Source organism: Roseibium aestuarii, assembly GCF_008477545.1.
Lineage (GTDB): Bacteria > Pseudomonadota > Alphaproteobacteria > Rhizobiales > Stappiaceae > Roseibium > Roseibium aestuarii.
Window position 1 is genome coordinate 578,959 of the sequence record NZ_VORA01000002.1, and the last position, 24,454, is coordinate 603,412.

Annotated in this window: 19 protein-coding genes; 14 read left to right on the forward strand and 5 right to left on the reverse strand. The window is 65.5% G+C overall.

Going from position 1 to position 24,454, the window contains the following annotated elements:
• The first annotated feature begins 146 nt into the window (after positions 1–146).
• Positions 147–2,123 (forward strand): coiled-coil domain-containing protein, encoded by a 1,977-nt coding sequence (locus FR728_RS11175; RefSeq protein WP_149892740.1) that lies wholly within the window; start codon positions 147–149, stop codon positions 2,121–2,123.
• Between the two features lie 339 nt (positions 2,124–2,462).
• Here FR728_RS11175 and FR728_RS11180 read toward each other — a convergent pair whose 3' ends face one another.
• Positions 2,463–2,768: an ATP-dependent Clp protease adaptor ClpS gene (locus FR728_RS11180; RefSeq protein WP_149892741.1), complete on the reverse strand. Its 306-nt coding sequence runs from the start codon at positions 2,766–2,768 to the stop codon at positions 2,463–2,465.
• A gap of 455 nt (positions 2,769–3,223) precedes the next feature.
• On the opposite strand from FR728_RS11180, the gene FR728_RS11185 reads away from it, so the two are divergent.
• Together FR728_RS11185 and FR728_RS11190 are read left to right on the forward strand one after the other, a co-directional pair.
• A complete protein-coding gene (locus FR728_RS11185; protein ID WP_149892742.1) occupies positions 3,224–3,856 on the forward strand; it encodes a chalcone isomerase family protein in 633 nt (210 codons plus the stop codon).
• Positions 3,857–4,333: 477 nt separating this feature from the next.
• Entirely contained in the window at positions 4,334–5,272 is a 939-nt protein-coding gene (locus FR728_RS11190; RefSeq protein WP_149893111.1) for a DUF1402 family protein, read from the forward strand.
• A 63-nt stretch (positions 5,273–5,335) separates the two neighbouring features.
• Here FR728_RS11190 and FR728_RS11195 read toward each other — a convergent pair whose 3' ends face one another.
• Positions 5,336–6,022, reverse strand: a complete 687-nt coding sequence (locus FR728_RS11195; protein WP_149892743.1) for an MBL fold metallo-hydrolase — start codon at positions 6,020–6,022, stop codon at positions 5,336–5,338.
• Positions 6,023–6,248: 226 nt separating this feature from the next.
• Between FR728_RS11195 and FR728_RS11200 the strand changes: the two genes are divergently transcribed.
• The 6 genes from FR728_RS11200 (at position 6,249) to FR728_RS11225 (ending at position 12,083) form a co-directional block, all read left to right on the forward strand.
• Entirely contained in the window at positions 6,249–7,583 is a 1,335-nt protein-coding gene (locus FR728_RS11200) for a DUF1176 domain-containing protein (protein WP_208998777.1), read from the forward strand.
• Between the two features lie 221 nt (positions 7,584–7,804).
• On the forward strand, positions 7,805–8,593 hold the full coding sequence (locus tag FR728_RS19710) for a cold-shock protein (RefSeq protein ID WP_208998778.1): 789 nt from the start codon (positions 7,805–7,807) through the stop codon (positions 8,591–8,593).
• A gap of 526 nt (positions 8,594–9,119) precedes the next feature.
• Positions 9,120–9,632 carry a GNAT family N-acetyltransferase gene (locus FR728_RS11210; RefSeq protein WP_149892744.1) on the forward strand — a complete coding sequence of 171 codons (513 nt, stop codon included), beginning with the start codon at positions 9,120–9,122 and terminating at the stop codon, positions 9,630–9,632.
• 123 nt (positions 9,633–9,755) lie between these two features.
• Positions 9,756–10,604 (forward strand): 23S rRNA (adenine(2030)-N(6))-methyltransferase RlmJ, encoded by an 849-nt coding sequence (locus FR728_RS11215; RefSeq protein ID WP_149892745.1) that lies wholly within the window; start codon positions 9,756–9,758, stop codon positions 10,602–10,604.
• A gap of 225 nt (positions 10,605–10,829) precedes the next feature.
• Positions 10,830–11,282 carry a cytoplasmic protein gene (locus tag FR728_RS11220; protein WP_149892746.1) on the forward strand — a complete coding sequence of 151 codons (453 nt, stop codon included), beginning with the start codon at positions 10,830–10,832 and terminating at the stop codon, positions 11,280–11,282.
• Positions 11,283–11,435: 153 nt separating this feature from the next.
• Positions 11,436–12,083, forward strand: coding sequence for a glutathione S-transferase family protein (locus FR728_RS11225; RefSeq protein ID WP_149892747.1), 648 nt, complete (start codon positions 11,436–11,438; stop codon positions 12,081–12,083).
• Positions 12,084–12,168: 85 nt separating this feature from the next.
• Here the strand turns inward: FR728_RS11225 and FR728_RS11230 are convergent, their stop codons facing one another.
• The 3 genes from FR728_RS11230 to FR728_RS11240 form a co-directional block, all read right to left on the reverse strand.
• Positions 12,169–15,369 (reverse strand): efflux RND transporter permease subunit, encoded by a 3,201-nt coding sequence (locus FR728_RS11230; RefSeq protein WP_149892748.1) that lies wholly within the window; start codon positions 15,367–15,369, stop codon positions 12,169–12,171.
• Between the two features lie 10 nt (positions 15,370–15,379).
• Positions 15,380–16,888 carry an efflux RND transporter periplasmic adaptor subunit gene (locus FR728_RS11235; RefSeq protein ID WP_149892749.1) on the reverse strand — a complete coding sequence of 503 codons (1,509 nt, stop codon included), beginning with the start codon at positions 16,886–16,888 and terminating at the stop codon, positions 15,380–15,382.
• 335 nt (positions 16,889–17,223) lie between these two features.
• The gene (locus FR728_RS11240; protein ID WP_149892750.1) at positions 17,224–17,883 is read right to left on the reverse strand and encodes an outer membrane protein; all 660 of its coding nucleotides are present in this window, start codon (positions 17,881–17,883) and stop codon (positions 17,224–17,226) included.
• Positions 17,884–18,213: 330 nt separating this feature from the next.
• Here FR728_RS11240 and FR728_RS11245 point away from each other — a divergent pair, with 330 nt between their 5' ends.
• The 5 genes from FR728_RS11245 to FR728_RS11265 all read left to right on the forward strand — a co-directional run bounded on the left by FR728_RS11245 (position 18,214) and on the right by FR728_RS11265 (position 24,365).
• Positions 18,214–19,212 (forward strand): calcium/sodium antiporter, encoded by a 999-nt coding sequence (locus FR728_RS11245; RefSeq protein ID WP_149892751.1) that lies wholly within the window; start codon positions 18,214–18,216, stop codon positions 19,210–19,212.
• 161 nt (positions 19,213–19,373) lie between these two features.
• The gene (locus tag FR728_RS11250) at positions 19,374–20,141 is read left to right on the forward strand and encodes an SDR family oxidoreductase (RefSeq protein ID WP_149892752.1); all 768 of its coding nucleotides are present in this window, start codon (positions 19,374–19,376) and stop codon (positions 20,139–20,141) included.
• Positions 20,142–20,408: 267 nt separating this feature from the next.
• Complete coding sequence (uvrC, locus tag FR728_RS11255) at positions 20,409–22,328, forward strand: excinuclease ABC subunit UvrC (protein WP_149893114.1); 1,920 nt, start codon at positions 20,409–20,411, stop codon at positions 22,326–22,328.
• Between the two features lie 198 nt (positions 22,329–22,526).
• A complete protein-coding gene (locus tag FR728_RS11260) occupies positions 22,527–23,669 on the forward strand; it encodes an endonuclease/exonuclease/phosphatase family protein (RefSeq protein ID WP_149892753.1) in 1,143 nt (380 codons plus the stop codon).
• 114 nt (positions 23,670–23,783) lie between these two features.
• Positions 23,784–24,365: a thymidine kinase gene (locus tag FR728_RS11265; RefSeq protein ID WP_149892754.1), complete on the forward strand. Its 582-nt coding sequence runs from the start codon at positions 23,784–23,786 to the stop codon at positions 24,363–24,365.
• Positions 24,366–24,454 lie beyond the last annotated feature (89 nt).

The window sequence follows — 24,454 nt, forward strand, 5'->3', positions numbered from 1 at the left end:
TCCGTTGTGGCGCCCCAAAACTGACCCTGCGGAAATTTACCACTTGCCGCCCGCGGTCATTCGCCGTTTACTCTTCCTTAACCATTGCCTGACCGGGCGGGTGAGGAGGTCACGCGCGACCGGTCAGGGTATCCAGGAGGTCAAAGATGGGGCTGTTTTCCAGGTCGTCGCGTCCGTCCAAGCCGGGGGGCATCCCGGGTCCGCGCCGGGGAGGCTCGGGTCCAGATGATCCCACCGGGAAAGGCCCGCGTGAAGGCGATCCGGCGACCGGACAGGAAGGCTGGCTGCCGCTGGCCCGCTCTGCGGACACACGCTCCGTCGAGGCCCGCGCCTCGGAACAGCTGGCACGCGAACTGTATCGCACGGCCCACGCCGGCCGTCAGGGCTCCGGACCGGCGGGCAGCCTGAGTTCAGGAGATCTGCGCACGGGCAGCCGCAGCGCCACGTCCGAGCCAGAGGACATGGAAGCCGGCATCGAGGAGGAGGACGCTTTCGGCGACGACCGTCACCTCTCCCCCTTCGCTCTGAAACTTCAGGAGAAGCAGCACCAGCTCGACGGGCTCAAGACCCGGCTCGGCAGCCTGACCCAGGCCTTCGAGCAGATGAACACCCTCTACATGGAAAGCCGCCACAGCATCTCCATGCTGACGGATTTCCTCGAGCGCTCCCGCGCCCAGGTGGAAACCGAGATCCGGCTCAAGTCGGAGAACGCCAAGATCTCAACGGACCTGATCGACTCCAATCACAAGGTTCACTCCCTGTCTGGCCAGCTGGCCGAGGCTCAGGCGGAGCTCAGCGCCCTGCGCAAGCGCCACGGTGAGACCCGCACGGCCCTGGAGACCGCCCGCAACGAGCTGATTTCAATCCGCGACAACAACCGCAAGGTCAACGAGGACCACAAGGCCCAGAGCCTTGAGCTGCTCCAGACCCGGACCCTCACCGAGGAACTGCGGGGCTCGCTCGGTGACCTGGAGGCCAAGTATCAGGCCCTGGAAGCCCATTCGGAAGCCCTGCAGGCCAATCTCGAGGAGATGAACGGCCGGGAAAAGCACCTGCAGCAGAAGCTGTCCGAAAGCGCCCAGCAGCTGGATGAGGAGCTGAAGCGGGCCAATGTCACCTCCACCCAGCTCGAGGCGACCAAGCGCCAGAATGCGGAGGTGCGCAGCCACAACATCGACCTCAAGTCCCAGCTCGACATGGCTCAGCAGGAACTTTCCTTTGCCCGCTCGCGGCTGGAAGAGGAACAGCGCAAGCATGACAACGAGATCTACACCCTGAAGTCCGAGGTCGAGACCCTGTCGTCCCAGCGCCGCGTCTCGGCCCAGACCCTGCAGGAAATGACCCGCGACAACACCGGCTTGCGGGAGAAGAACCGCAATCTCGTCAAGCGCATGCAGGAGATCGAACACCTGCTCGGCAGTGCCCAGAAGAACCATGAGCGCGACCGCAATGATCTGGTCACCGCCAGCGAGAAGCTGCGCGAGCTGAACCTGCGCTACAATTCGGCGCTGACCGACCTGAACCATCAGCGCAACCAGGCGCAGAAATATGCGGACCGGATCGAGGATCTGGTTCAGGAGAACAAGAAGCTGCAGAACTACAAGCTGCAGGTGGATCTTGCCAACGAGCAGATCGTCCAGCTCAAGGGTCTGGTGCGCAACTACCAGATCGCCATGGAAGGCCGCGGCCCGGCCGAGGAACTGGGTCTGACCGGCGAGCCCGGCGAGAACACCTCTGCCTATGCCTCGTCGTCAGCCGCAGACGACGGCACCTGGGAAAGCCTCGCCCTCTCCCCCGGCGCCCAGCGCGAGACCGAACGGCCTTATTCCTTCGAGGACTATGCCTTCGACACGGCCATGGATGACTTCGAGGACGAGATTGGAAGCGATCGCCCGGAAGGAGAAACCACGCTCACCGGGCGGGCCAAGGAGCATGACCTCTCCCTGGATGGCTCCGGACTGTCCGATCCGGACAGCGAGCGGCTGGCCCGCGAAACCCGGGACGCCCTGACGCGCAGCGTGCTCTCCCGCGAACCGGCCCCTCAGGAGACGACGCACGACGCAAAGGGCAAGACGCCCCAGAAGCCGGCCATCAGCACTGTCGTCCGCCTGCGCGGCGACTGAACACCGCAGGGACCTGCGAGAATGATGAAATGACGAGGCCCGGAGCAGACATGCTCCGGGCCTTGGCGCCTGGGTGCCTTTACTGTCCATCTGACCGCTCTGCGCCTCGGGCGCACCGAGCCCGGTCCGCGTCGGTCCCTGAACCGGAACTGGACCGGATCACGCCCCGTGAGCGCGCGCTCAGCTTCATCACCTCGGCAGGAAAGTCTGGAGCAGGCACGACTGGCGCAGGATCTGCGAGCTGCGGCGCTCTGGAACAGGACAGCGCTGATCGGCAGCAGCGGGATCCGACAGGCGGCAGAGATCTGGGCCAGAATCCTCTGGGCAGCGCCCGGTCGCTTACTCTTCCGGTTCGACCGTGAAATGCAGCGGAAAGCCGGCACGCCGGGCAGCATCGATGCCGCGCTCTGCCTTGGTCTCCGCAACATCCCTTGGATAGACCGAGACCATGCAGGCGCCCTTTTCATGCGCGGTCGCCAGAACAAGCCCGGCCTGACTGCCATCCAGCCGGAACTCCTGACGCAGAAGTGTGAGCACAAAGTCCTGAGGCGTGAACTCGTCGTTGAGCAGGACGACACGGTAGAGCTTCGGCCGATCGGTCCGAATGCGCTGTCCATCCCCCCGTTTCATGCTGAAGTCATTCATGATCCCGTCCGTTCCCTGATCAGTCCGCCCGAAAAATCATGCCGAAGGGAGGTTTCACGGGACAAAGCCCCTTCCGGGCACCTCCAACCCGAAGTCATCGCATTACGGGCCAGCGGCAGAGGCCTGCAACCAGTCCCCTCACGGCTCCCTGGAAACCGCCATTCTCCGGAGAGCAGCGGCTCGAGGAAAGCGGCAATCCGCCGTTGCGTCACCGTGATCCAATCACGATTTCGAGCTTAGCACATCCGGCTCTCCCCGAACGTTAAAATGGACCGTCTCAGATGACGCGACCATCGATAAGTTGTCCTTGCGGAAACTTCTCCCGCAACGGATCCCGCTGCGCTTACGCAAATGTGATGGATCTGAACGGCGGCTCGAAACGTAACTGCTGCATTGCCGCAAGGACCGGCTCCCGAGCCGTCCCTGCTTCAGCCGCTTTTTCTGGAGGACCCGAGATGTACAGCGATCCGATCCCGAGCCTTTTGACCGGAGACACCGCCAGCACGCGTCCGCCCCGCACCAGTGCGGAGGCCACCCGCCGGCAGTCGGTGAGGTCCCTCGCGACCCTTGCCCTCTTCGCCACCCTTGCGATTACCCTTCTTATACAGACCATCGGCCCGGCCCGGGCAGAGCCGGCGGCAGCACGGCTGGTGGCCGGCGGAGAACTCGTCGGCGAGGGCCGCTTCACCTTCTTTGGCCTGCCCGTGTTCGATGCGAGCCTCTACGCGCCTCAGGGTCGTTATGCCCCCGACGGCCCCTTTGCGCTCGCGCTCACCTACCGGCGCGACTTCAAGGGAACCGCGATTGCGGAGAAATCGATCGACGAGATCCGCAAGCAGGGCCGGGCGTCGGAGGCCTCCCTCGCCAGCTGGCAAGAGCAGATGAGCGGCATCTTTCCCAATGTGAAGGCGGGTCAGTCCCTCATCGGTGTCAAGACGGCGCAGGGTTCGGCGGTATTCTACTCCGGCAGCCGCAAGATCGGCGAGATCCGCGATCCGGCCTTTGCCCGCGCCTTCTTCGACATCTGGCTCGGATCGTCGACCAGCAACCGCTCTCTGCGGAACAAGCTCGTCGGACAGGCTTCCTAATCCCAAGCTGGGCAAGGCGCGCCGACCCTACCCGTTTCGACGCGCCGCACGTGTGATGGCCATCACGGAACGAACCTCCATCACGCGACTTTACCCGCAATCCCCAGAGGTTTTGGCAGGGGGTTCGCCAAAGGGTCAGAAAGCGCCCGACAGCCCTTGCCTTGGACCCTGCGGAATGTTTTCTTGGCGCGACTTTTTTCGGGAATTTGAGTCCCTTGGCCCGCAGGCTGCCACAAGGCTGCCGCATATGGGGCGCAAGGGCTCGCCCCATGGCAGGGGATCACGCCTGTTTCGGGCCTCGAGGAGGTTCGCAACTGTGGCGACACTCGGAACCGCCATGTGGCAATAACCGTTTGCATGACCTGGCGCCTCCCTTTTCCCTCGCCAGGAGGAGCTTGGATTTTGGAAGAGCGGATGTTCCTCACCGCCGGATCAGGGTTCGGACGTCTGGCACGTCATATCCGACGCGCGATTGCCATGCCGCTGGCCGTGGCTCTGATGGCGACCAGCCTGATGGCGCCGGCTCCCGCCCTGTCCCAGTCGACCCTGCGCAAGGCGCCGGAAGGCAATCGCTCGGCCAGTCAGCCCGAAATCCCTTATGCCTCCGCCCGCCGAACCCAGGCTTTCGACTCCAGCTATAACGCCAAGTTCGAGAAGGTCGTCGCGGTGCTGCGCCGGGACAAGGGACTGATCGGCTCCATCAAGAGCGTGTCCCGCAAATACGGCATCGACCCGATCCACATGATCGGCGCGATCGTCGGCGAACACACCTACAACTACAACACCCTCGACAGCGCCCAGTCCTATTACATCAAGGCCCTGTCCTATGCGGGGCTCAGCATCGACTTCGCCTATGAGGGCGAGCATGTCATGGACTTCGTGACCAAGCCCCAGTTCGAGAGCTGCAGCCGCGACAGCGCCGACAGCTCGCGCCTGTGGAGCTGCTACGAGCGCATCTGGGACAGCAGGTTCCGCGGCCGCCGGGTGGATGGCGTGCGCTATCCGGGCAAGAGCTTCAACGAGACCTTCTTCCAGCCCCTCTTCGCCGGCCAGAGCTTCGGCCTCGGCCAGCTGAGCCCCCTGACCGTGCTCAAGATGAGCGACCGGGTGAACCGGGTCTCGGGCCTGCGCAAGCTCGACGCCCGCGACGCCGGCGACGTCTATGGCGCCACCATGGACCCGAACCGGTCGCTGCATTACATGGCCGCGATCATTCAGGAGGCCATCGAGGCCTACAAGTCCGTGGCCAAGGTCGACATTTCCGGAAATCCGGGCCTGACCGCCACGCTCTACAACCTCGGCGACCCCTGGCAGCGGGCAGCCCGCTTCCGGTCTTCCGGTCAGGCCTGGCCACGCGAGAATTATTACGGCTGGCTGGTCAACGACCGGATCGAGGCGCTCAGATCCATCCTCTGAGCCACCGGCTCCGGGTCATGTTCAAGGGCGGGCCTCCGACGGAGCCCCGCCCTTTTTCTCGGATCAAACGAGGAACGGGTTGGTCCTGCGCTCTTCGCCGAGCGTCGAAGCCGGACCATGGCCGGGCAGGAAACTCACGTCATCGCCCAGAGGCAGCAGCTTGTCACGGATCGAGCGAATGAGCGTTGCATGATCGCCGCCCGGCAGATCCGTCCGGCCCACCGAGCCCTTGAACAGCACATCCCCGGAAATCGCCAGGCGCAGCTCCGGGTCGAAGAACACCACATGCCCCGGCGCATGACCCGGGCAATGCAGCACGTCGAAGCTGCGCCCTGCCATTTCCATGGTGTCCCCGTCTTCCAGCCAGCGGTCCGGCTCCACGGTCTTCACGTCCGGCAAGCCGAACTGGCGCGCCTGATCGCTCACCCGCTTCAAAAGCATCCGGTCCGCCTCGTGCGGTCCTTCCACCGGCACCCCGAGCTCGGCGGCAAGATCGGCCGCGCCCCCCACATGATCGATATGACCGTGGGTGATGACGATCTTCTCCACCTTTACCCCATTCTCGCGAATGGCTTCGAGAAGCAGCGGCACATCTCCCCCCGGATCCACCACCGCGCCCACCATGGTGCGCGGATCCCAGAGGATCGAACAATTCTGCTGGAAGGCGGAGACCTGCACGATCAGGATCTGCAGCGGCGGAAGATCCTGATCCGCCCCTTGGGACGAAGCAGCGTTGGATGAAGAGGTCATGGCGGGCACATCCCTTGTGAGTGCGGCAGAAGAGGACCACGGCGACCCTTGACGCGCACAGGCGCGCTCCCGATCCCCGGCCCCGTCCGGAACCTGTTGAAGCTGAGGGAAAACGCATATTCCCGCGAGGCTTTGCGGGATCGAGCCTTTTCCTTCTCCTTCCGGTTTCGTACAAGAAGATTGGCCCCATGGACAGCCTCGGGCACAACAAGGTTGCAAGACACCGATGACACCGCGCCGCCCGCTCCGTCCGCTTCTGCTCGCAGCTGCCTTGCTCTGCGGGGTTTCGGCTGCGCAGGCGAAGGACATTCGCCCTCCCGTTCCGGCCACCAATCCCGCCACAGGCAAGCTGCCGGAAGGCACCTCCCCCAGCCCGCGTGCCAATCCGGCCGGCGGGGAAACGAGCCCGCGCGCGCCTGGGGCTGGCAATCAGCCAGGCAATCACGCCGGCGTCCCGGCCGCTTCCGTCGCATCTGGAACATCTTCGACGAAGGCGACGACCGCAGCGGCCGCCTCCCCGTCCTCCGCGACACCCGCCGTGCTGCGTCCGCGCACCATGCCGAGCTTTGATCGCTGGTCGGTCGCCTGCACCAATTCGGGCCTGTGCACCGCCTCCGCGCTGATCCGTGACCGGTCCGTCTGGCTCGATCTGCGCATCGTCCGCAACTGGCCGGCCGAAGCCCCGGCGCTCGTGCGCATCACGGCCAATGCGGCGCTCAACGGGGACAAGGCGCTGAAACTGTGGATCGATGGCAAGGCCGTCGACGAGATCCAGGTGGCCCAGCTGCGGGAAAGCCAGGCCGCGATCACCGCGCCCCTCGGGTTCCGCCCGCTTGGCGGCGAAGGCTTCTGGTATCCGGCAGGCCCGGCCACCGACACACTGCTGCGCGCCATGGTGGCGGGCAAGACCCTGCGCATGGACCTGCCCATCGGCGAGGAGACGGTGTCCCTGCAGATCCCGCTCAAGGGACTGATGGCCTCCCTGTCCTGGCTGGACGACCAGCAGCGTCGCACAGGCACCACCTCGGCCATCCAGACGAAGGGCGAGGCCCTGGCGCAGGACGCCCCGCATGCCCTGCCGATCGTCGATCCGGCCACCCTGCCGCCCGCCATCGCGGCTGCCTGGGACGCGAACCGCTTCTGTTCCGACGTGGATCCGGGCATTTTCCCCAATCTGGATGCGGTGGCAGCCCCCCTCGACGACAAGCTCACCCTCTATCTCCTGCCCTGCGGAGCCCCCGGCGCCTATAACGCCGCCTATGTGGCCCTGCTCGCTGGTGCGGATGGCAAGACGCGCCAGCTGTCCTTCGCCCGCATGTCCGACCAGGGACCGGTGGCAATGGACCTGCTCTACAACCTGCACTGGGACGCCCCCAGCCTCGAATTGGACAGCCTCTTCCGGGGGTCCGGCATCGGCGATTGCGGTGTCTGGAGCCGCTGGCGCTGGACAGGTTCCGCCTTCGCGCTGACAGAGGAGGCGAGCCGCTCGACCTGTGACGGGCAAGAAACACCGCTGTCGGAATGGGGCCGCATCTGGCCTCCCGCTACGGAAAGTAATTGACATCACTTTCAAGGATTCGCTTGCGATTCCGCCCCGCCCGCCCTTATGATGAATTTGCAGCGGACTGGTATGGGATTTGCGGCGACGTAGTACAGCCCAAGCCTGTTTTCATGTGGACCGGCGTGAGTCACACGCAGGTCAAAGGGACCCCGCGTTTCGCGGGAGAGTTTCAAAGCTACAGTGCCGAAGAGCGGTAGGCACGCAGTTAGGGTGATTTGGTAATGCACGATGGTGATTCGGACCGGCGGTCGCGTGGACGTCGCGGCGGCAAGCGCGAGTTTGGCGGTCCGCAAGACTTCGGCAGTGATTTTGGCGGCAACGATTTTGGCGGCGGCTACGGCGGCTATGGCGACAACAATTACGGCGGCGGCCGTGATGGTGGCTATGGTGCGGGTCGTCGAGAAGGCGGTTATGGCGACCGGGATCGCGAAGGTGGTTACGGCGGCGGTCGTCGTGAAGGCAGCGGCGGTTACGGCGCTGGCGGTGGTCGTCGTGAAGGCGGCGGCGAACGTCGCGAGGGCGGCAATTTCGGCGGCCCGCGCCGTGAAGGCGGCGGCTACGGCGGCCCCCGTCGTGAAGGCGGCTATGGCGGTGGCGCTGGTGGCGGCCGCGAAGGCGGCTACGGCGGCGGCAACCGTGAAGGTGGCTTCGGCGGTGGTGACCGTGAAGGCGGTTTCCGTCCGCGTCGTCCCCGTCCGGAATTCGACGCTCCGGTGGAACGCGGTCCCCGTCAGAACGGCACCGTGAAGTTCTTCAAGGGTGACAAGGGCTTCGGCTTCATCACCCCGGACAACGGCGAGAACGATGTCTTCGTGCACATCTCTGCCGTGGAACGCTCGGGCATGACCGTCCTCGACAGCGGCCAGCGGATCTCATTCGAGACCGAACCGGATCGTCGCGGCAAGGGCCCGAAGGCCGTGAACCTGCAGCTGATCGAAGGTGAAGGCGAAGGTGCCGCCACCGCATCTGACGCAGACGACGCTGGCTACGACGACGGCGACGACGATTGATCCTTTCACGTCTCCACGGTCTGCCGCGGAGACGTGTCCCGAACGATGAGACCGGCTTGCGACTGACAGGGTGCGTCAGGGACGAGCGGATCAGAGGTCGACGGGATCAGCGGAAAGCATCAAGGGGAAGCCTTCGGGCCTCCCCTTTTTCTTTTCCAAGGACGTTTGCGCCTCACGCTGGCGACCCCGCCGTCCCCCTGGCTCGCGTCGCCCTGCCTTCCCCTCCGGCTCGATGTCCGCAGCCCCCATTGCCCTCCCCCTTCGGACTGACACACGCACAAAGGCACTCGACCGTCCGAAGCCACGCGACACTCGTCGGCTTGCCCGGCTGACAGGGCAGATCCTGGTCCCCGGCGCCGTTCAGGAAAGCTCTGGCATCGCGCGCGCCCCTTCTGTAAACGGAAGCCACAAGACCGGGAGACCGAAGGCCCCATGTGGCCTGCGCCAGCGCGTCGAACCGCAAGTCCGCTGGCGGCACGCCGCCTCGCCCCTGCCCTCCCGCCACGCCCAAACCGGAGATCCCGCGATGACCCAGTCGCCTGCCCCTGTCACCGCCGCGAATGCAACTCTTTCGATCCGGGGCTTCCGCGCAGGCGATCTTGCAGCCCTCCTGGCCATGAACGCCGGTGCGGTTCCTGCCGTGAACGATCTCTCCGCCGAGGAGCTGACCGACCAGATCGCCGAGGCGCGCGCCTGCATCGTCGCCGTGAAGGACGAGATGCCGGTTGGCTTCCTCCTCTGCTATGATGAGACGGCAGACTATGACAGCCGGAACTTCAAGTGGCTTCAGGAGAACGTCGCCCGCTTCTTCTATACGGACCGGATCTGCGTCGCGCCGGAGCTGCGCGGCCACCGCATCGGCGAGGCGCTCTATCAGGGTCTGTTCGACCGCTTCGCGGCGGAAGGGCAGCCCTTCGTCTGCGAGGTCAATACCCGGCCCGCCAATCCGGGGTCGGTCCGCTTCCACCAGCGTCTCGGGTTCCGCGAAATCGGCACCGCGGACTATGGCGACAAGGCCGTGGTCTACCTGCAGCGCTGAGCCGAGAGCGCAAGGACCCAACGAAACCCGCGCCGTGCTCTGGCTTCAGGCGCGGCCCCGGAGGCCGCAAGCCCCGGACAGACCGTCTGGCCCGCAGGATGGCGGCGCCGAAAGGACACCTGGATGAACTATCGTCACGCCTATCACGTGGGAAACATCGGTGATGTGCTCAAGCACGCAGTGCTTGCCCGCCTGATCCTGCATTTCCAGAAGAAGGACAAGGCCTTCCGCATCCTCGACACCCATGCCGGCATCGGCCGCTATGATCTGGGGTCGGAGGAAACCCTGAAGACCGGAGAATGGCAGCAGGGCATCGGCAAGGTTCTGGCCGCCGATCTCTCGCCCCGCGCCCGCGAGATCCTGGCCCCCTGGCTCGACGTGGTGCGCGCCGAAAATCCGGACGGGACCTTGCGGATCTACCCGGGTTCCCCGCTCCTCGCCCGCCAGATGATGCGCCCTCAGGACCGGCTGACCCTGACGGAGCTGCACCCTGCCGATTTCAAGACCCTGTCCGATCTCTTTGCCGGGGACCATCAGGTCAAGACCATCCATCTGGATGCCTGGCTTGCCATGGGTGGCTTCCTGCCGCCCAAGGAAAAGCGCGGCTTCGTGATCATCGATCCGCCCTTCGAAAAGACGGACGAGTTCGAGCAGATTGCGAAGGCCGTCATCAAGGGATGGAGCAAGTGGGCCGGCGGCACCTTTGCCATCTGGTATCCGCTGAAGGACCGCAGGGCCATCAACCGGATGCACCAGGACTTCAAGGACGCCGGCATCCGGGACGTGCTGCAGCTTGAGCTGCGTATTGCCCGCAGCGCCCAGGACACGGCGATGATGGGATCGGGCATGACCCTCATCAATCCCCCCTTCACCCTTGGCGACGAGATGCGCGACCTCCTGCCCGAACTCTGCGAGATCCTGCGCAACACCCCGGATGCGGGCTGGAGCGTCGAGCAGATCATTCCCGAATGACGGCCCTCGGCCTGCGAGTGTCCTTGCAGGCCGAACTCTGCCTTATTCCGCAGGAGCCCGGCGCGGCTTTGGCTTGACCCGCCTGACAAGCTGCGCCATCGTGTCGGCAGTTTCACACCTGTCGCGCCCGGCCCTCCGGACACGACGGCTTTCCTCATGCGTTCGCCCGGACGGCAGGGCCCTGCCGCACCCCCCTGTCCGGGACGGCCCGCCTGGAGCCCCTCGATGTTCATGAAATCCTTTGCCACCCGCCGTTCCGCAGCACTGTCCCTGGTCGCCGCTGTCGGCGCCCTCGCCATGGCCAGCCTGGCCCAGACCGCACCGGCAAGCGCCTTCGGCTTTTCCGGCCCCCTTCCGGCCTGCGACAATGCTTCCGTGCTCACCCGGGTAAAGACCCAGCTCGACCGCGCCGAGAGCCTCTACAACGGCACCGACCGTCTCGTCGGTTTCGAAAGTGCCTATGAACTGGCGCTGGACAACGGCGACCCGAGCGAGCTGACCCGCCGCTATTGCAGCGTGCGCGTGCTGACCACATCCGATCAGCCCCTCACCGCCTATTACATGGTGGAACAGAATGCCGGTTTCCTCGGCATCTCCTGGGGCGTCGAAGCCTGCCTGCCGTCCAATGACGACTGGCGGGTCTATGGCCGCCACTGCCAGACGGTCCGTCCGGACTGACAGGGGCGCTGCGGCGGGATTCGCTTCGGCCCGCCAGCCGGCCGGCCCCCGCCGCCCGTCATCCGCACGCATCTAAAATCCTGTCGCGCCCGGAGCTTCTCCGGGCGTCAGCGTCCCAGCCCCCCACGACCAGATCAGAGGTTTTTTCGAAACATGCTCGTCCTGCGCTCGTCCGCCGCCTCTCCCTTTGGCCGCAAGGTCAAGATTGCCGCGGCCATCCTGAACCTCAAGCCGCTGCTGCAGATCGAAGAGACAAAGACAGCGGATCCGTCCGACAGCATCCGCCAGCAGAATCCGCTCGGCAAGATCCCGGCGCTCATCCTGGAAGACGGGACCGTGCTCTACGACAGCCGCGTCATTCTGGAGTATCTCGACCATCGCGCCGGCGGCAACCGCATCCTGCCGGTGGGCGAGGCACGCTTCCCCGTTCTGGCCCTTCAGGCGCTCGCCGATGGCATCATGGATGCTGGCATCCTGCAGGTCTACGAGAAGCGTTTCCGCCCGGAAGACAAGCGCTTCGATGACTGGACCAACTATCAGGCGGCCAAGGTCACCCGCGCCCTGACGGCGCTGGAAGCCTCCCCGCCCGCCAACCTGACCGCAGAAACCGATGCCACGGTCGGCACCATCGCGCTTGCCTGCGCCCTTGGCTATCTGGATGTTCGTTTTGCCGGCGCCTGGCGCGAGAGCTATCCGCGCCTCGTCGCCTGGCTTGCCAGTTTCGAAGCGGCCGTGCCATCCTTCGGCGCCTCCGCCGTCGCGCCGCAGCCGGTCAGCGGCATCGCCGAACCGCTTGCCTGAGGAGCGGGCGCACCACCCGACATGACAAAGGGGCGGATCCTTGCGGATCCGCCCCTTTTGTCTTGGACCTGCCGTGCCCGAATGCCTATTCCGCCGGCTGGTCGAGGGGGCGCGCCGGGCGGCCGAGCCCCTTGCGCCGCCCGAAAGGCACCCGTGCCAGCCGACGCCCGGTGCGCATCAGCCCGCCGATGTCGTTCTGGATGGCCAGCACCGCCGGCGTGACCAGAATGACGAGGAAGAGACCGAACCCCAGGCCATAGGCGAGCGTGATCACCGTGGGCAGCAGGAACTGCGCCTGCCGGCTCGTCTCGAAGAGCAGTGGCGCCAGTCCGAAGACCGTGGTGGCCGACGTCAGGATCACCGCGCGCAGACGGTCGCAGACCCCTTCGACCACGGCCGACAGGAACGGCCGGGTGCGGGCATATTCATCGATCGTCGTCACCAGCACGATGCTGTCATTGATGATGATGCCTGCCATTCCGATGAAGCCGACAATGGAGAACATGCTCAGCGGCAACCCGTGCCAATAATGGCCCCAGAGCATCCCCATACTGCCGAAGGGAATGATCAGGATGACAACGATGGGACGGGTCCAGGAGGCGAAGACCCAGGCGAGCGTCAGATAGATGCCGCCCAGGCACAGACCGAAGCCGAGAAGAGCATCGGACAGGAAATCCCGCTCCTGTTCCGCCAGGCCACGCACCGCGCTGTCCACGTCGAACCGCGCCTTCACCTCCGGCAACAGGGTGTCTTCCAGGCGGGAGAGAATGCGGTTTGCGGCCTCGGGATCATCCTCGGACACGCTGCCCGTGACCTTCAGCGTCCGCAGACCGTTCTGCCGGCGCACGGATGCAAAACCGAAGGAACTGTCCACATTGACGATTTCGCTCAACGCCACATAGGTTCCGGCAGGCGTGCGCACCCGCGTTTCGTAGATGAAGGCGCTGTCGGTCTCCTCGTCCGGCAGGCTGACCTTCACGGTCGCCGTCCGACGGCCCACCGGAAACTCGGCCACCTCGATGCCCGACAGTCGGTCCCGCAGCACCCGAGCAACGCTGTCCGTGGTGAAGCCCAGCGCCTCGCCCCGCGGCGTCAGCGTCAGGTTCAGCTCGGTCTTGTCATAGGACAGCGTGTCTTCCAGACCGCTGACGCCTTCATAGCCGGCGAGCGCCTGCTTCAGATATTCTGCCGCCTCCTTCAGGGTCTCCGTCGACGGGCCATAAAGCTCCACGTCGATGGCATCGCCCCCCGGCCCGGAGCGTTCACCGCGCAGGGCCAGCGTCTCCAGCAGGGGGGAGCGGCGGATCTCCTTCTGCCAGTCCCCGATGAACTGGAAGGCGGAATAATCGCGCAGGTCCGGATCGATCAGCTCGATGGAAAAGCCACCGAGCTGATCCGTGTCCTTGCTGTCGGCCACCTGCAGACCGCGCCCTTCGTTGCCGCCAACCGTGGCCAGCGAGAAGATCACGGGCGCCGCGCCATGGGCCTGCGCATAGTCCGCGTCGACCTTGTCGAGCGCCCGCTGCATCTCGGCAATCATGGCCTCGGTGTCAGCGCGCGTCGCCCCGGGCAGCATCGCGATATTGGCCGAGATCACGCCCCGCTCCGGTGCATTGAAGAACCGCCACTGAACGGTGCCGTTGAAATAGAGCAGCGAAGTGAGCAGTAGGCCCATGATCGCAAACCCCATCACCGGATAACGCAGGCCGATTACCAGCCCCATGAAGGGGCGGAAAAGCCGGCGCAGGAACCAGGCAAAGCCGATGTTGAAGAGCTTGTTCGGCAGATCATACCAGCTGGTCTTGTGGGGTGCGGCAAGCGCGTGGCGCATGTGGGCTGGCAGGATGAGGAAGCTCTCCACCAGACTGGCCACGAGCACCACGGACACCACCCAGGGAATGGACGCAATCATGGTGCCGAAGAAGCCGCCGATGGTCGTCAGTCCCGAAAAGGCGATCACCGTGGTGATGGAGGCACTGAAGACCGGCAGGGCCATGCGCCGCGCCGAGAGAGCTGCCGCCTGGGCCGGCGAATAGCCGCGCCGGGCAAGGAAATCCGCATGTTCACCCACGACGATGGCGTCATCCACCACGATGCCCAGACAGATGATCAGGGCGAAGACCGAGATCATGTTGAGCGTGAGGCCAAAGGCGAACATCAGTCCCACGGTGGCCGCCATGGCGACGGGAATGCCCATGGCAACCCAGAAGGCCGTGCGAGCGGACAGGAACAGGAAGAGGAAGCCCAGCACCAGGAGCAGGCCGAAGATACCGTTTTCGATGAGGATGTTCAGCCGGTCGATGATCCCTTGCGACCGGGTTTCGGTCAGCTGGGCCACCGTGCCCTTGGGCAGAGTGGACTGGAACTCGGCAACGGTCGCCTCCACCTGCCGCTGCAGGCTGATCGTGTCGCCGGTCGCGTTCCGGTCGATCCGCAGCACCACGGCCGGCATGCCCTTGTGGTAGAAGGCCCGTCCGGCCTCGACCCCTTCGGTTTCAAGGGTTGCCACATCCCGCAGCAGCAGCTTCTCGCCCTGCGCAGGCGTCTTCACAACAATATTGCCGAGCTCTTCCTCCGTGCGCCGCTCGTTGCCGGTGCGCAGACGTGCCCCGCCATTGTTGATCTCGCCCGCAGGCGTCGTGTCCATTTCCCGCTTCAGCGCCTCGGCCAGATCGCTCAGCTGCAGGTCATGACGGATGAGCCGCCCCTCGCTGGCGGTGACCCGGATCACCGGGTCCGCCGTGCCGGAAATCGACACGCGCGTCACGCCCTTCTGGAACAGCCGGGTCTGAAGGTCCTCGGCGAAGCGCGACAGCTGATCCTCGTCGATAGGTCCGTAGATGACCACGTTGGTCACCCGGTCGCGGAAGTTGGACCGGGTCACGCGAGGTTCATCCACCCCTTCCGGCAGGTTGCTCTTGGCCTGATCGACAAGCGCCTTCACCTCGTCGGTGGCCTTGCCCATGTCCCAGTTGGCCTCGAACTCGAGCTCGAGGGTGGCACGGCCCTCACGGGCCACGGAGGACGCTTCGCTCACCCCGTCGACGCTCAGAAGCTGCGGCCCCAGGATCTCGACCACCGCCCGGTCCATGTCTTCGGGCCCGGCGCCTGGCCAGGTCACGGTGACATTCACCTGCTCGCGGACGATGTCCGGAAAATACTGGGTGCGGATGTTGAGGCCGGCGGCAATGCCGCCGAAGAGCATGATGCACAGGAGCAGATTTGCCGCCGTGCGGTGGTTGACCATGTAGTCGAGAAGGCCGGACCAGGCTTTGGACCCTTGCATGCTGCTCTCCCTAGCCGCGCTGCCCGCGTCCGCCGTTCTCCAGCCTGTCGATCAGGCTGCGCGGCACGCTGTCCCCTTTCAGGATGCCGAGGATCTCGGCCTTTCGCTCGTCGGGAATGGGGCGGCTGTTGACCTTGGCAATCAGCGCCTCCCGCCGTGCGGGATCAAGAGCGACAAGCTCCTGCGCGCCGCCACCGCTCTCGGCCACCGGTCGACGGCCCTGACCGTCCTGCCCTTCGGGAGCAGACCCGGCATCGGCGCCGCGCGGCGAGACCTTCAGCCCCGCCCCCAGCTGCGGCAGCCGCTCGGTCACGTAGCTGCGGCCGAAGGGCACGTCCGCCAGGACGATCTCGTCGCCGAGACGGCGCAGGATCCGCGCCTTGTGCTCCTCAAGACGCTGATCCGCGTCGAGCAGCAGCATTTCGCCGGCCGCATTCACGGCCGCGGCCGGAACACGGGCCACATTGGTCAGGGTCGGTTCTTCCACCCGCAAGGTCACAAAGTCGCCGGGACGCAGGATCGTTGCCTCGCCCACCTCGAGCGTTGCAAAGAGCTGACGGCCCGCATCGCCCTCCGCCACTCGGGCGGCCGCCCGGTCCAGATGCCCGGTAACGGTAATCGCGCGTCCGCCGAGATCCAGCTCCACCTTCACCGGCGCCTTGATCAGGCGGCCGGCATCATCGAGAAAACGCGAGAATTCCGCAGTCGACAGGGTGAAGCTCGCCTCGAGCGCGGTGGGGTCGATGAGCACCGCCAGCGCATCATTGGTCCCCACCCGCCGGCCGAGCGTGGCATCCACCTGATCCAGCGTGCCGGCGAACGGCGCACGCAATTCCGTGTCCTCGAGCGTCCGTTCCGCGTCGCGCAGGGTGATCCGCGCCCGCTCCACGTTCAGCTCCATGCGTTCGATCTTCTTGCGGGCAGTGATGATGGATTGAAGCCGGCTGCCCAGCGACTGCTCGATGGCCGCAAGCGACAGCTCTTCCTGCTCCACCTGAACCATGGTCGCATAACCCCGGTCGAGAAGCTGCCGCTGGCGGTCGAGAGAGCTGCGCCGCAACTCGAGCTGCTTGCGCGCGGCCTCCAGCTCCTGCTCCGCCGCACCGATGGCCTCTTCCGCCTCGGCCTTCTGAGCTTCCGCATCGGCGAGCGCTGCCTTGGCATCCAGCAGGCCGGACTGGGCATCGGCCGGATCGATTTTCAGCAGAAGGTCCCCGGCCCTGACCGCCTCCCCATCGCGGAAGGTCTGCGAGACCTCGACCAGACGTCCTTCGGAACTGGCGCGGACCTCGAGATTGCGCCAGCTGCGGATCTGGCCGTAGACAACGGTCACCGGCACCACGGTCTCCGGCTCCAGCCGCGCCACGTTCACCGAGTAGGACCGCTCCTCGACAGGCGGACGGCGCCGGGTTTCCTCGACCGACAGGGTGTCAACCAGCCGCCAGACGCCGAAACCGACCGCCCCCACCGTGATCGCAAGCAGGATGAGGCCAACAAGCCCCCTCGCCAGAAACCGCATACCCGTCTCCCATGCGCCCTCCCGCGTCCTGTGACGCCGGAGGGATCTCCATCAGTCCGTTTCACCCGCGCGCCCAAGCCCGGCACTTCCATGGAGGACAATCAGGGGTGATCCGTCATCATCCATGTCCGCCAGACACACAGCCAGAAACACAGTTTACCTGCGAAAACACTTAAGCGCCGTTTTCGCGTCGTCATCCTGCGGAAATTTACTAGCATCCCCCGAGGTTCGGACAGAGCGGCTTTCTGTATCTGAATGTAACAAGGCCCGGCGCTTGCGCACCGGGCCCTGCAATTTCACATCTGACGGAGGAGGCCCTCCGCAGGTCCGACGGATCAGAACTTGTAGCTGACGCCGGCGCGGACGATGTCGTCGTCCATTTCGGACTTGTAGCTGGTGCCGGAGATGTTGAAGTCTTCGGAGCCGAAGTCCTGGTGCACGTATTCGACGCGGGCGGTCACGTTGTTGGTGACGGCGCCTTCAACACCGGCGCCCAGGGTCCAGCCCACGGCGGTGGTGTCGGCCGAGTTGCCACCGACCTTCAGGGACTGGTCGGCGATCGCCAGACCACCGGCACCGTAGACCATGAAGCGGTCGAAGGTGTAGCCCAGACGGCCGCGGACGCTGGCGTTCCAGTCGGAGCTGGTCTCAGCGGTCACGCCACCAGAGGTCGCGGTGTCGTTCAGGTCGGACAGCTGGAAGTCAGCTTCGACACCGGCCAGCACGTTCGGCGTGATCATGTAGTTGTAACCGGCATGCACGCCACCCTGGACCCCATTGCCCTCGGTGTCGGCTGCGCCGCTGTTGTCGAAGTTACCCCAGCCCCAGCCGAGGTTGCCACCGGCATAGGCGCCGTTCCAGTCGAAACGGGCGGCCGGAACCGGATCAGAGTAGGACGGTGCCGGTTCGCTCGGATAGGGCAGATCGGCGGCCAGCGCCGGAACGCTCAGGCTGGCGACGGCAACGGTCAATCCTGCAAGGGCAAGACGCTTCATGATGGATACTCCAGATGTACTTTGTTCAGTCGAGACGGGACAGCCATCTGGCTTGTCCCCATCCTCACCCAGGTTCGACATATGGAGGGTCTTTGTGGCGGATCCTCACAGAGATTGAGGAATTTTAATGATGAATTGTGGTCATTCGCCGGCACGGTGAATGGCGGGTTAACTTTCGCAAGTTGCGAGGAAACAACGGGAAAAACCTGCCTATCTTGCCCGGCTGCCCCCTTGTCCCGCGCCTTTCCCTTCCCACTTCTATTGCGTATAAGGCGCCAGTCGCGCGGACGCGTCCGCCCCCATCTCGTCAAGACGGAACCGGAACCAGGAATGCTTCTAGACTATGTGAGCCTCGCAGGCGGCCTTGTGGCATTGATCATCGCAGGTGACCTGCTCGTACGCGGCTCCGTCTCGATCGCCAAACGGCTCGGCATTCCCAATCTGGTCATCGGTCTCACCATCGTCGCCTTTGGCACCTCGGCGCCGGAGCTCGTCATCTCCCTGGGCGCCGCCCTCGAGAATGCCGGTGGCATCGCCGTGGGCAACGTGGTCGGCTCCAACATCGCCAACGTGCTGGCCGTGCTCGGCCTTCCGGCCCTGATTGCGGCCACTCCCTGCGGCGAAGACGGGGCCACGCGCAACGCGGTCTTCATGGTAGCGGTTACGGTAATCTTCATCGCACTCGCCTCCACCGGAACCCTGGGCCTGCTCTCCGGGCTGGTGCTTCTGGGCCTGCTGGCCCTTTTCCTGCTGGACTCCGCCCGTGCCACCCGTCGTCATCGCAAGGACCTCAAGGACGGTGCCGCGGCCAGCTGCTGCGACGGCGCCTCCTCGGTCGACGATATCGAGGACGTCGAGGGCGTTCCGGAAAACACCCTTCTTGCGATCGCCTATATCCTCATCGGTCTGGTGGGTCTGCCCCTGGCAGCCCAGTTCACCATCGATGGCGCCACCGGCATCGCCCAGGCCTGGGGCGTGAGCGACGCGGTGATCGCGCTGACCGTCATTGCCCTCGGCACCTCCCTTCCCGAACTTGCAACCACGGTCATGGCCGCCATCCGTCAGCATGGCGCGGTTGCCATCGGCAACGTGATCGGCTCCAACGTCTTCAATCTTCTGGCCATCATGGGCATCACCTCGGCCATCGTGCCGATCGAGGTGCCCGCAGAGATCCTGAACTTCGACGTCTGGGTCATGCTTGGCTGTGCGGTGCTGCTGCTGGCTCTGGCCAAGTGGCGGGTCTGCCTCGGCAAGGTCACCGGGCTCCTCCTCTGCGCCGCCTATGCGGGCTATATCTTCGCGGTCTATGCCATGGGACTGTCCTCCTGAGGCATCTCAAGGCTCCTGACGCCGGAGCCGTGTAAACCGGACGGCAACCGCCAGCGTATGAGAATCAGGGCTGCGCGGGATCCCGCGCGCCCGCTCTCCGCTGGCATCCACCGTTTCCGGGACGAGTGCCGCCTCCCCGCAGCTCGCTGAAGGATCCTTTCGTGACCACGTCCCGCCCCGCAACTGCCCTTGTCACCGGCGCCTCCAGCCGCATCGGATCCGTGATCGCGCGGGGCCTGGCGCAGGCCGGCTGGTCCCTGGCCCTTCATGCTCATGAAGGGGCGGACCGTGTCGAGATCCTGGCGAGGGACCTGGGCGAAGCCGGTTGCCGCTGCAAGACCGTGATCGCCGATCTGACCGACAGCGCCACCCTCCCCGGTCTGATGGCCGGCATCACGCAGGCGCTTGGTCCCATAGATGTGCTCGTCAACAACGCCTCGATCTTCGAGGATGACGGCATGGGCAGCCTTTCAGACGACCTCTTCAACCGGCACATGGCCATTCATGTGCGCGCGCCGCTGCTCCTGGCCCAGCTCATGTCCGAAGCCCTGCCGGACGGCCGGGACGGGCTGATCGTCAATCTGATCGATCAACGGGTCTGGAAACTCACCCCCCAGGCCCTGACCTATTCCATCTCCAAGGGCGCCCTGTGGGATGCGACCCGGCGCATGGCCCAGGCACTGGCTCCACGCATCCGGGTCAATGGCGTCGGCCCGGGCCCGAGCTTCCGCAATGAGCGCCAGTCGGAAGCGGAATTTGCCCGTCAGACACGTTCTGTCCTGCTGGAACACGGACCCGCGCCCGAGGAATTTGCCCGCACCGTGCTCTATCTCTGGGAATGCCGCTCCATCACCGGTCAGATGATCGCCCTCGATGGCGGCCAGCATCTGGCCTGGCGCACCCCCGACGTGGTCGACGTTGGGGAATAAGCCCGGGATCTGCACGCAAGGCTCCGATGTGGCCGGCGGAATCGTCTAGACTTGAGAGAAGCCGCCCTGCCCGTCTCCGGGCCGACTTGGGGCCGAGCGCCCCGACCCCATATGAGGAGCAGACGAAACGCTCCCTCAAGAAGCAGCATGACGCAAGACACAGACCCCACCGCGACGCCCGCCCCCTCGACGCCAGCTGCGGCTGACGGCACACCCGTCGCCACGGCCCAGACCGCCAGCGTGACAGGCACGGAAGCACCGGCGCCCATGCCGAAGGGGGTCGAAGTCATCGCGGATCAAGTGAAGCGTCTGCCCATGGGGCCGGGCGTCTATCGCATGATCGACGAGAATGGTGACGTGCTCTATGTGGGCAAGGCCCGCAGCCTCAAGAAGCGGGTGACCAGCTACACCCGCCTTCAGGGCCAGTCCAACCGCATCATGCGGATGATCCTCTCCACCGCGTCGATGGAATTCGTCGTCACCCGGACGGAGGCAGAGGCGCTGCTGCTGGAGGCGAACCTGATCAAGCGCCTGCGGCCACGCTTCAACGTGCTGCTGCGCGACGACAAGTCCTTCCCCTACATCCTGATCACCGGCGATCACGAGGCACCGGCCATCGTGAAGCATCGCGGCGCGCGCAAGCGCAAGGGCGACTATTTCGGCCCCTTCGCCTCCGCCGGCGCGGTGGACCGTACCATCAACGCCCTGCAGAAGGCGTTCCTGATCCGCAACTGCACCGAAAGCTATTACGAGAACCGGTCCCGCCCCTGCCTGCTCTACCAGATCAAGCGCTGCGCCGGTCCCTGCACCAACGAGATCGACCCGCAGGACTATGCCGGACTCGTGGCCGAGGCCAAGGCCTTCCTCTCCGGCCGCAGCCAGCTGATCAAGACCGAGCTCGCCCGCCAGATGGAAGCCGCGTCCGAGGTGCTGGACTTCGAGCGCGCCGCAATCTGCCGCGACCGGCTGGCCGCCCTGTCCCACATCCAGTCCAGCCAGGGGATCAACCCCCAGACCGTCGAGGAAGCGGATGTCTTCGCCATCCATCAGGACGGCGGGCAGACCTGCATCCAGGTGTTCTTCTTCCGCACGGGCCAGAACTGGGGCAACCGCGCCTATTACCCCAAGGCCGACCGGACCCTTGAAGAACCGGCGGTTCTGGAAAGCTTCATCGCCCAGTTCTATGATGACAAGCCCGCACCGCGTCTGATCCTGCTTTCCCACGATCTGGAGGAACAGGACCTCCTCGCCGATGCCCTGTCGGAGCGCACGGAGCGCAAGGTGGTGGTCCAGACCCCGAAGCGGGGCGAAAAGCGCGAGCTGGTCGAACATGCCCTGACCAATGCCCGCGAGGCGCTGGGACGGCGGCTTGCCGAGACCTCCAGCCAGACCCGTCTGCTGGAAGGGGTGGCCGAGGCCTTCGACCTGCCCCGCACCCCGCGCCGCATCGAGGTCTATGACAATTCCCATATCATGGGGACGAACGCGGTCGGCGGCATGATCGTCGCCGGACCGGAAGGCTTCGCCAAGGCCCATTACCGCAAGTTCAACATCAAGTCGGAAGACGTGGTCCCCGGCGACGACTACGGCATGATGCGCGAAGTCCTGACCCGCCGCTTCTCGCGCCTGCTGAAGGAGCACGCCGACGAGGCCCCCGCGCCTGCGGAGGTACGTGATGATCAGGCACCCGAGGCGGAAGAGGACGAGACCGGCGTGCCCGCCTCCATGGTGGAGATCCCCGCCTGGCCGGATCTGGTCTTCATCGACGGCGGCCTCGGCCAGCTCAATGCGGCGCGCGACACCCTGACCGAACTGGGCATCACCAATGTGCCCCTCGTCGGCATCGCAAAGGGCCCCGACCGGGACGCCGGCCGCGAGAAATTCTTCATCCCCGGCCGTGACAGCTTCATGCTGCCGGAACGCGATCCGGTGCTCTATTTCGTCCAGCGCCTGCGTGACGAGGCCCACCGCTTTGCCATCGGCTCGCACCGGGCGCGCCGCAAGAAGGACATCACGAAGAACCCGCTCGACGACATCGCCGGCATCGGTCCCACGCGCAAGCGGGCGCTGCTGCGCCACTTCGGCACGGCCAAGGCGGTGTCCAAGGCCGGCATCGAGGATCTGGCCGCCGTGCCCGGCATTTCGGAGGCCATCGCGCGGCTGGTCTACGATCATTTCCACGAATAGGCCCCGATCCACGCGGAGACCCGGCTGGCCCGGGACCCCCGCCCCGGGCGGGTGACGCAACGGGGGACAAGCCCAGCGTGCCTGTGATAGAAACGGGTCTGCCGGAGAGGGCCTCTCTCCTCCTCCGGCCTCACCGTTTCACCGGCGCCTGCCTTGCATGCCCTCCCCCTGCCGCCCCTCAGCCGAAGCCGGAAGCCGATGCCGCGCGATCACGCCCCCCGCCCTGCACAGTCCTTTCTGGGTGCCTGCTTCGCACAGGCCGCCTGGATCGCCATTCTGGGCGGCGTCGCCGTCAGCTTGCTGGGCATCGCCCCCATGGTCTGGCCGCGCAAGTGGCTCTTCGACAATCTCGGCTTCTTCCAGCCCCAGCTTCTGGCCCTCGGTCTCGCGGCCATCGCCTGCGGCCTGATCGGCCAGCTCGCCCCCCATCGCTTCCCCCGGGTCTACCGGCTTGGCCTTCTGGCCCTCAGCCTGCCGGCCTTTTCCCTGGGCGTCGCCATGGGCCTGCGCCTTCTCGCCCTGCCCTCAGCCGCCCCGGAGATCTCCGAGGGGGCAGGCGTGCCGCTTCGCGTCGTCTCCATCAACCTGGAACGCACCGATCTGCGTGGCGAGGCCCTGACCGCTTTCCTGACGGAGGCCCGGCCCGATGTGCTGATCCTTCAGGAAACCGCCTGGCAGGCCCAGGCCGAGACCCTGGCCGCCAGCACCGGCACGGCAGACATCGCCGGGGTCGGCCCCTATCCGCAATTCCGCCATTCCGGCGCGCTTGGCGACATCACCGTCTTCTCCCGCTACCCGCTGGACGACGTGCGCGAGGAGACCGTCAGCAGCATCGCCACCACCATCTGGAGCGATGACCCGCGCGAAATCCTTTCCTTCCGGGTCAACCCGGCGGGAGCACAGGAATCGGCTACGACACAGACAGGGTCCAGCCCGGGCCTCACCATCGTGGCCGTGCATCCGGAAAGCCCGCGCTCCAAGATCCAGCATGCCGATCGCGGGCGCTATCTGTCCATGGTGGGCCGGGAAGTCGCCAAGCGCCGCAAGCGGTCCGGTTTGGGTGAGGCGCTCCCTCTGGCGGTGATCGGCGACTGGAACACCGCCCCCTGGTCCACTCGCTTCGGGGAGTTCCTGACCCGGTTCAAGCTCGGCACCCGCTTCCCCGGCGGTTTCCCCCAGACGACCCGCTTCTTCTACAACTGGCACCTGCGCTGGCTGCTGGGGGCCACCGTCGATCACGTGGCCGTCTCCGCTCCCGTCGCCATCCGGCAGGTCGGCATCGGGCCGGACATCGGGTCCGATCATGTGCCGCTGGTGATGGATCTGCTGCTTCCCCGCTGAAAGCGGCGCGATCCCCCGCATTAATCCCTGCATAACCGGCACAAGAGCGTTGAGCTGAACCCGCCTGCGGTCAAGACTTCGGGCCAGTCTCCGAGTCAGTGAACGAACAGGTCGATGGGCAAGCTCTACTTCAACTACTCCACCATGAACGCCGGCAAGTCGACGACCCTGCTCCAGGCGGCCTACAACTACCAGGAACGGGGCATGACCACCCTGCTCCTCATTGCAGCCTTTGATGATCGCGCCGGCAAGGGCCGCATCGGCTCGCGCATCGGCCTGTCGGCGGAGGCCGATGTCTTCCATACGAAGGACGATCTCCTCGCCCACGTGGAGACGGCCCACACCGCCCGACGCCTCGATGCGGTCTTCGTGGACGAGGCCCAGTTCCTGACCGAGGAGCAGGTGCGCCAGCTTGCGCGCGTCGCCGATGATCTGGAGATCCCGGTCATGTGCTATGGCCTGCGCACCGACTTTCAAGGAAAGCTCTTCCCGGGCAGCGCGGCCCTGCTCGCACTCGCGGACAATCTGAAGGAGATCAAGACGATCTGCTGGTGCGGCCGCAAGGCCACCATGGTCGCCCGTCTCGACGCCTCCGGCGCCATTGTGGAAGAGGGAGAGCAGGTCGTGATCGGGGGCAACGAGACCTACGTGTCGCTCTGCCGCAATCACTGGACCCGCCGGGATCTCGGGCGGTAAACTTGGCAGTGGGACATGACGCCGCAGGTTGGTCGTGCTCCTTGGTCTATCACCGGGCGCGATCTCACCGCGGTCTCAACAGATTGTGA

Excerpts from the sequence above, each read along its gene's own strand:
- FR728_RS11175 (WP_149892740.1), top strand. The coding sequence starts at position 147 with ATGGGGCTGTTTTCCAGGTCGTCGCGTCCGTCCAAGCCGGGGGGCATC.
- FR728_RS11180 (WP_149892741.1), bottom strand. The coding sequence starts at position 2,768 with ATGAATGACTTCAGCATGAAACGGGGGGATGGACAGCGCATTCGGACC.
- FR728_RS11185 (WP_149892742.1), top strand. The coding sequence starts at position 3,224 with ATGTACAGCGATCCGATCCCGAGCCTTTTGACCGGAGACACCGCCAGC.
- FR728_RS11190 (WP_149893111.1), top strand. The coding sequence starts at position 4,334 with ATGCCGCTGGCCGTGGCTCTGATGGCGACCAGCCTGATGGCGCCGGCT.
- FR728_RS11195 (WP_149892743.1), bottom strand. The coding sequence starts at position 6,022 with ATGACCTCTTCATCCAACGCTGCTTCGTCCCAAGGGGCGGATCAGGAT.
- FR728_RS11200 (WP_208998777.1), top strand. The coding sequence starts at position 6,249 with ATGACACCGCGCCGCCCGCTCCGTCCGCTTCTGCTCGCAGCTGCCTTG.
- FR728_RS19710 (WP_208998778.1), top strand. The coding sequence starts at position 7,805 with ATGCACGATGGTGATTCGGACCGGCGGTCGCGTGGACGTCGCGGCGGC.
- FR728_RS11210 (WP_149892744.1), top strand. The coding sequence starts at position 9,120 with ATGACCCAGTCGCCTGCCCCTGTCACCGCCGCGAATGCAACTCTTTCG.
- FR728_RS11215 (WP_149892745.1), top strand. The coding sequence starts at position 9,756 with ATGAACTATCGTCACGCCTATCACGTGGGAAACATCGGTGATGTGCTC.
- FR728_RS11220 (WP_149892746.1), top strand. The coding sequence starts at position 10,830 with ATGTTCATGAAATCCTTTGCCACCCGCCGTTCCGCAGCACTGTCCCTG.
- FR728_RS11225 (WP_149892747.1), top strand. The coding sequence starts at position 11,436 with ATGCTCGTCCTGCGCTCGTCCGCCGCCTCTCCCTTTGGCCGCAAGGTC.
- FR728_RS11230 (WP_149892748.1), bottom strand. The coding sequence starts at position 15,369 with ATGCAAGGGTCCAAAGCCTGGTCCGGCCTTCTCGACTACATGGTCAAC.
- FR728_RS11235 (WP_149892749.1), bottom strand. The coding sequence starts at position 16,888 with ATGCGGTTTCTGGCGAGGGGGCTTGTTGGCCTCATCCTGCTTGCGATC.
- FR728_RS11240 (WP_149892750.1), bottom strand. The coding sequence starts at position 17,883 with ATGAAGCGTCTTGCCCTTGCAGGATTGACCGTTGCCGTCGCCAGCCTG.
- FR728_RS11245 (WP_149892751.1), top strand. The coding sequence starts at position 18,214 with ATGCTTCTAGACTATGTGAGCCTCGCAGGCGGCCTTGTGGCATTGATC.
- uvrC (WP_149893114.1), top strand. The coding sequence starts at position 20,409 with ATGCCGAAGGGGGTCGAAGTCATCGCGGATCAAGTGAAGCGTCTGCCC.
- FR728_RS11260 (WP_149892753.1), top strand. The coding sequence starts at position 22,527 with ATGCCGCGCGATCACGCCCCCCGCCCTGCACAGTCCTTTCTGGGTGCC.
- FR728_RS11265 (WP_149892754.1), top strand. The coding sequence starts at position 23,784 with ATGGGCAAGCTCTACTTCAACTACTCCACCATGAACGCCGGCAAGTCG.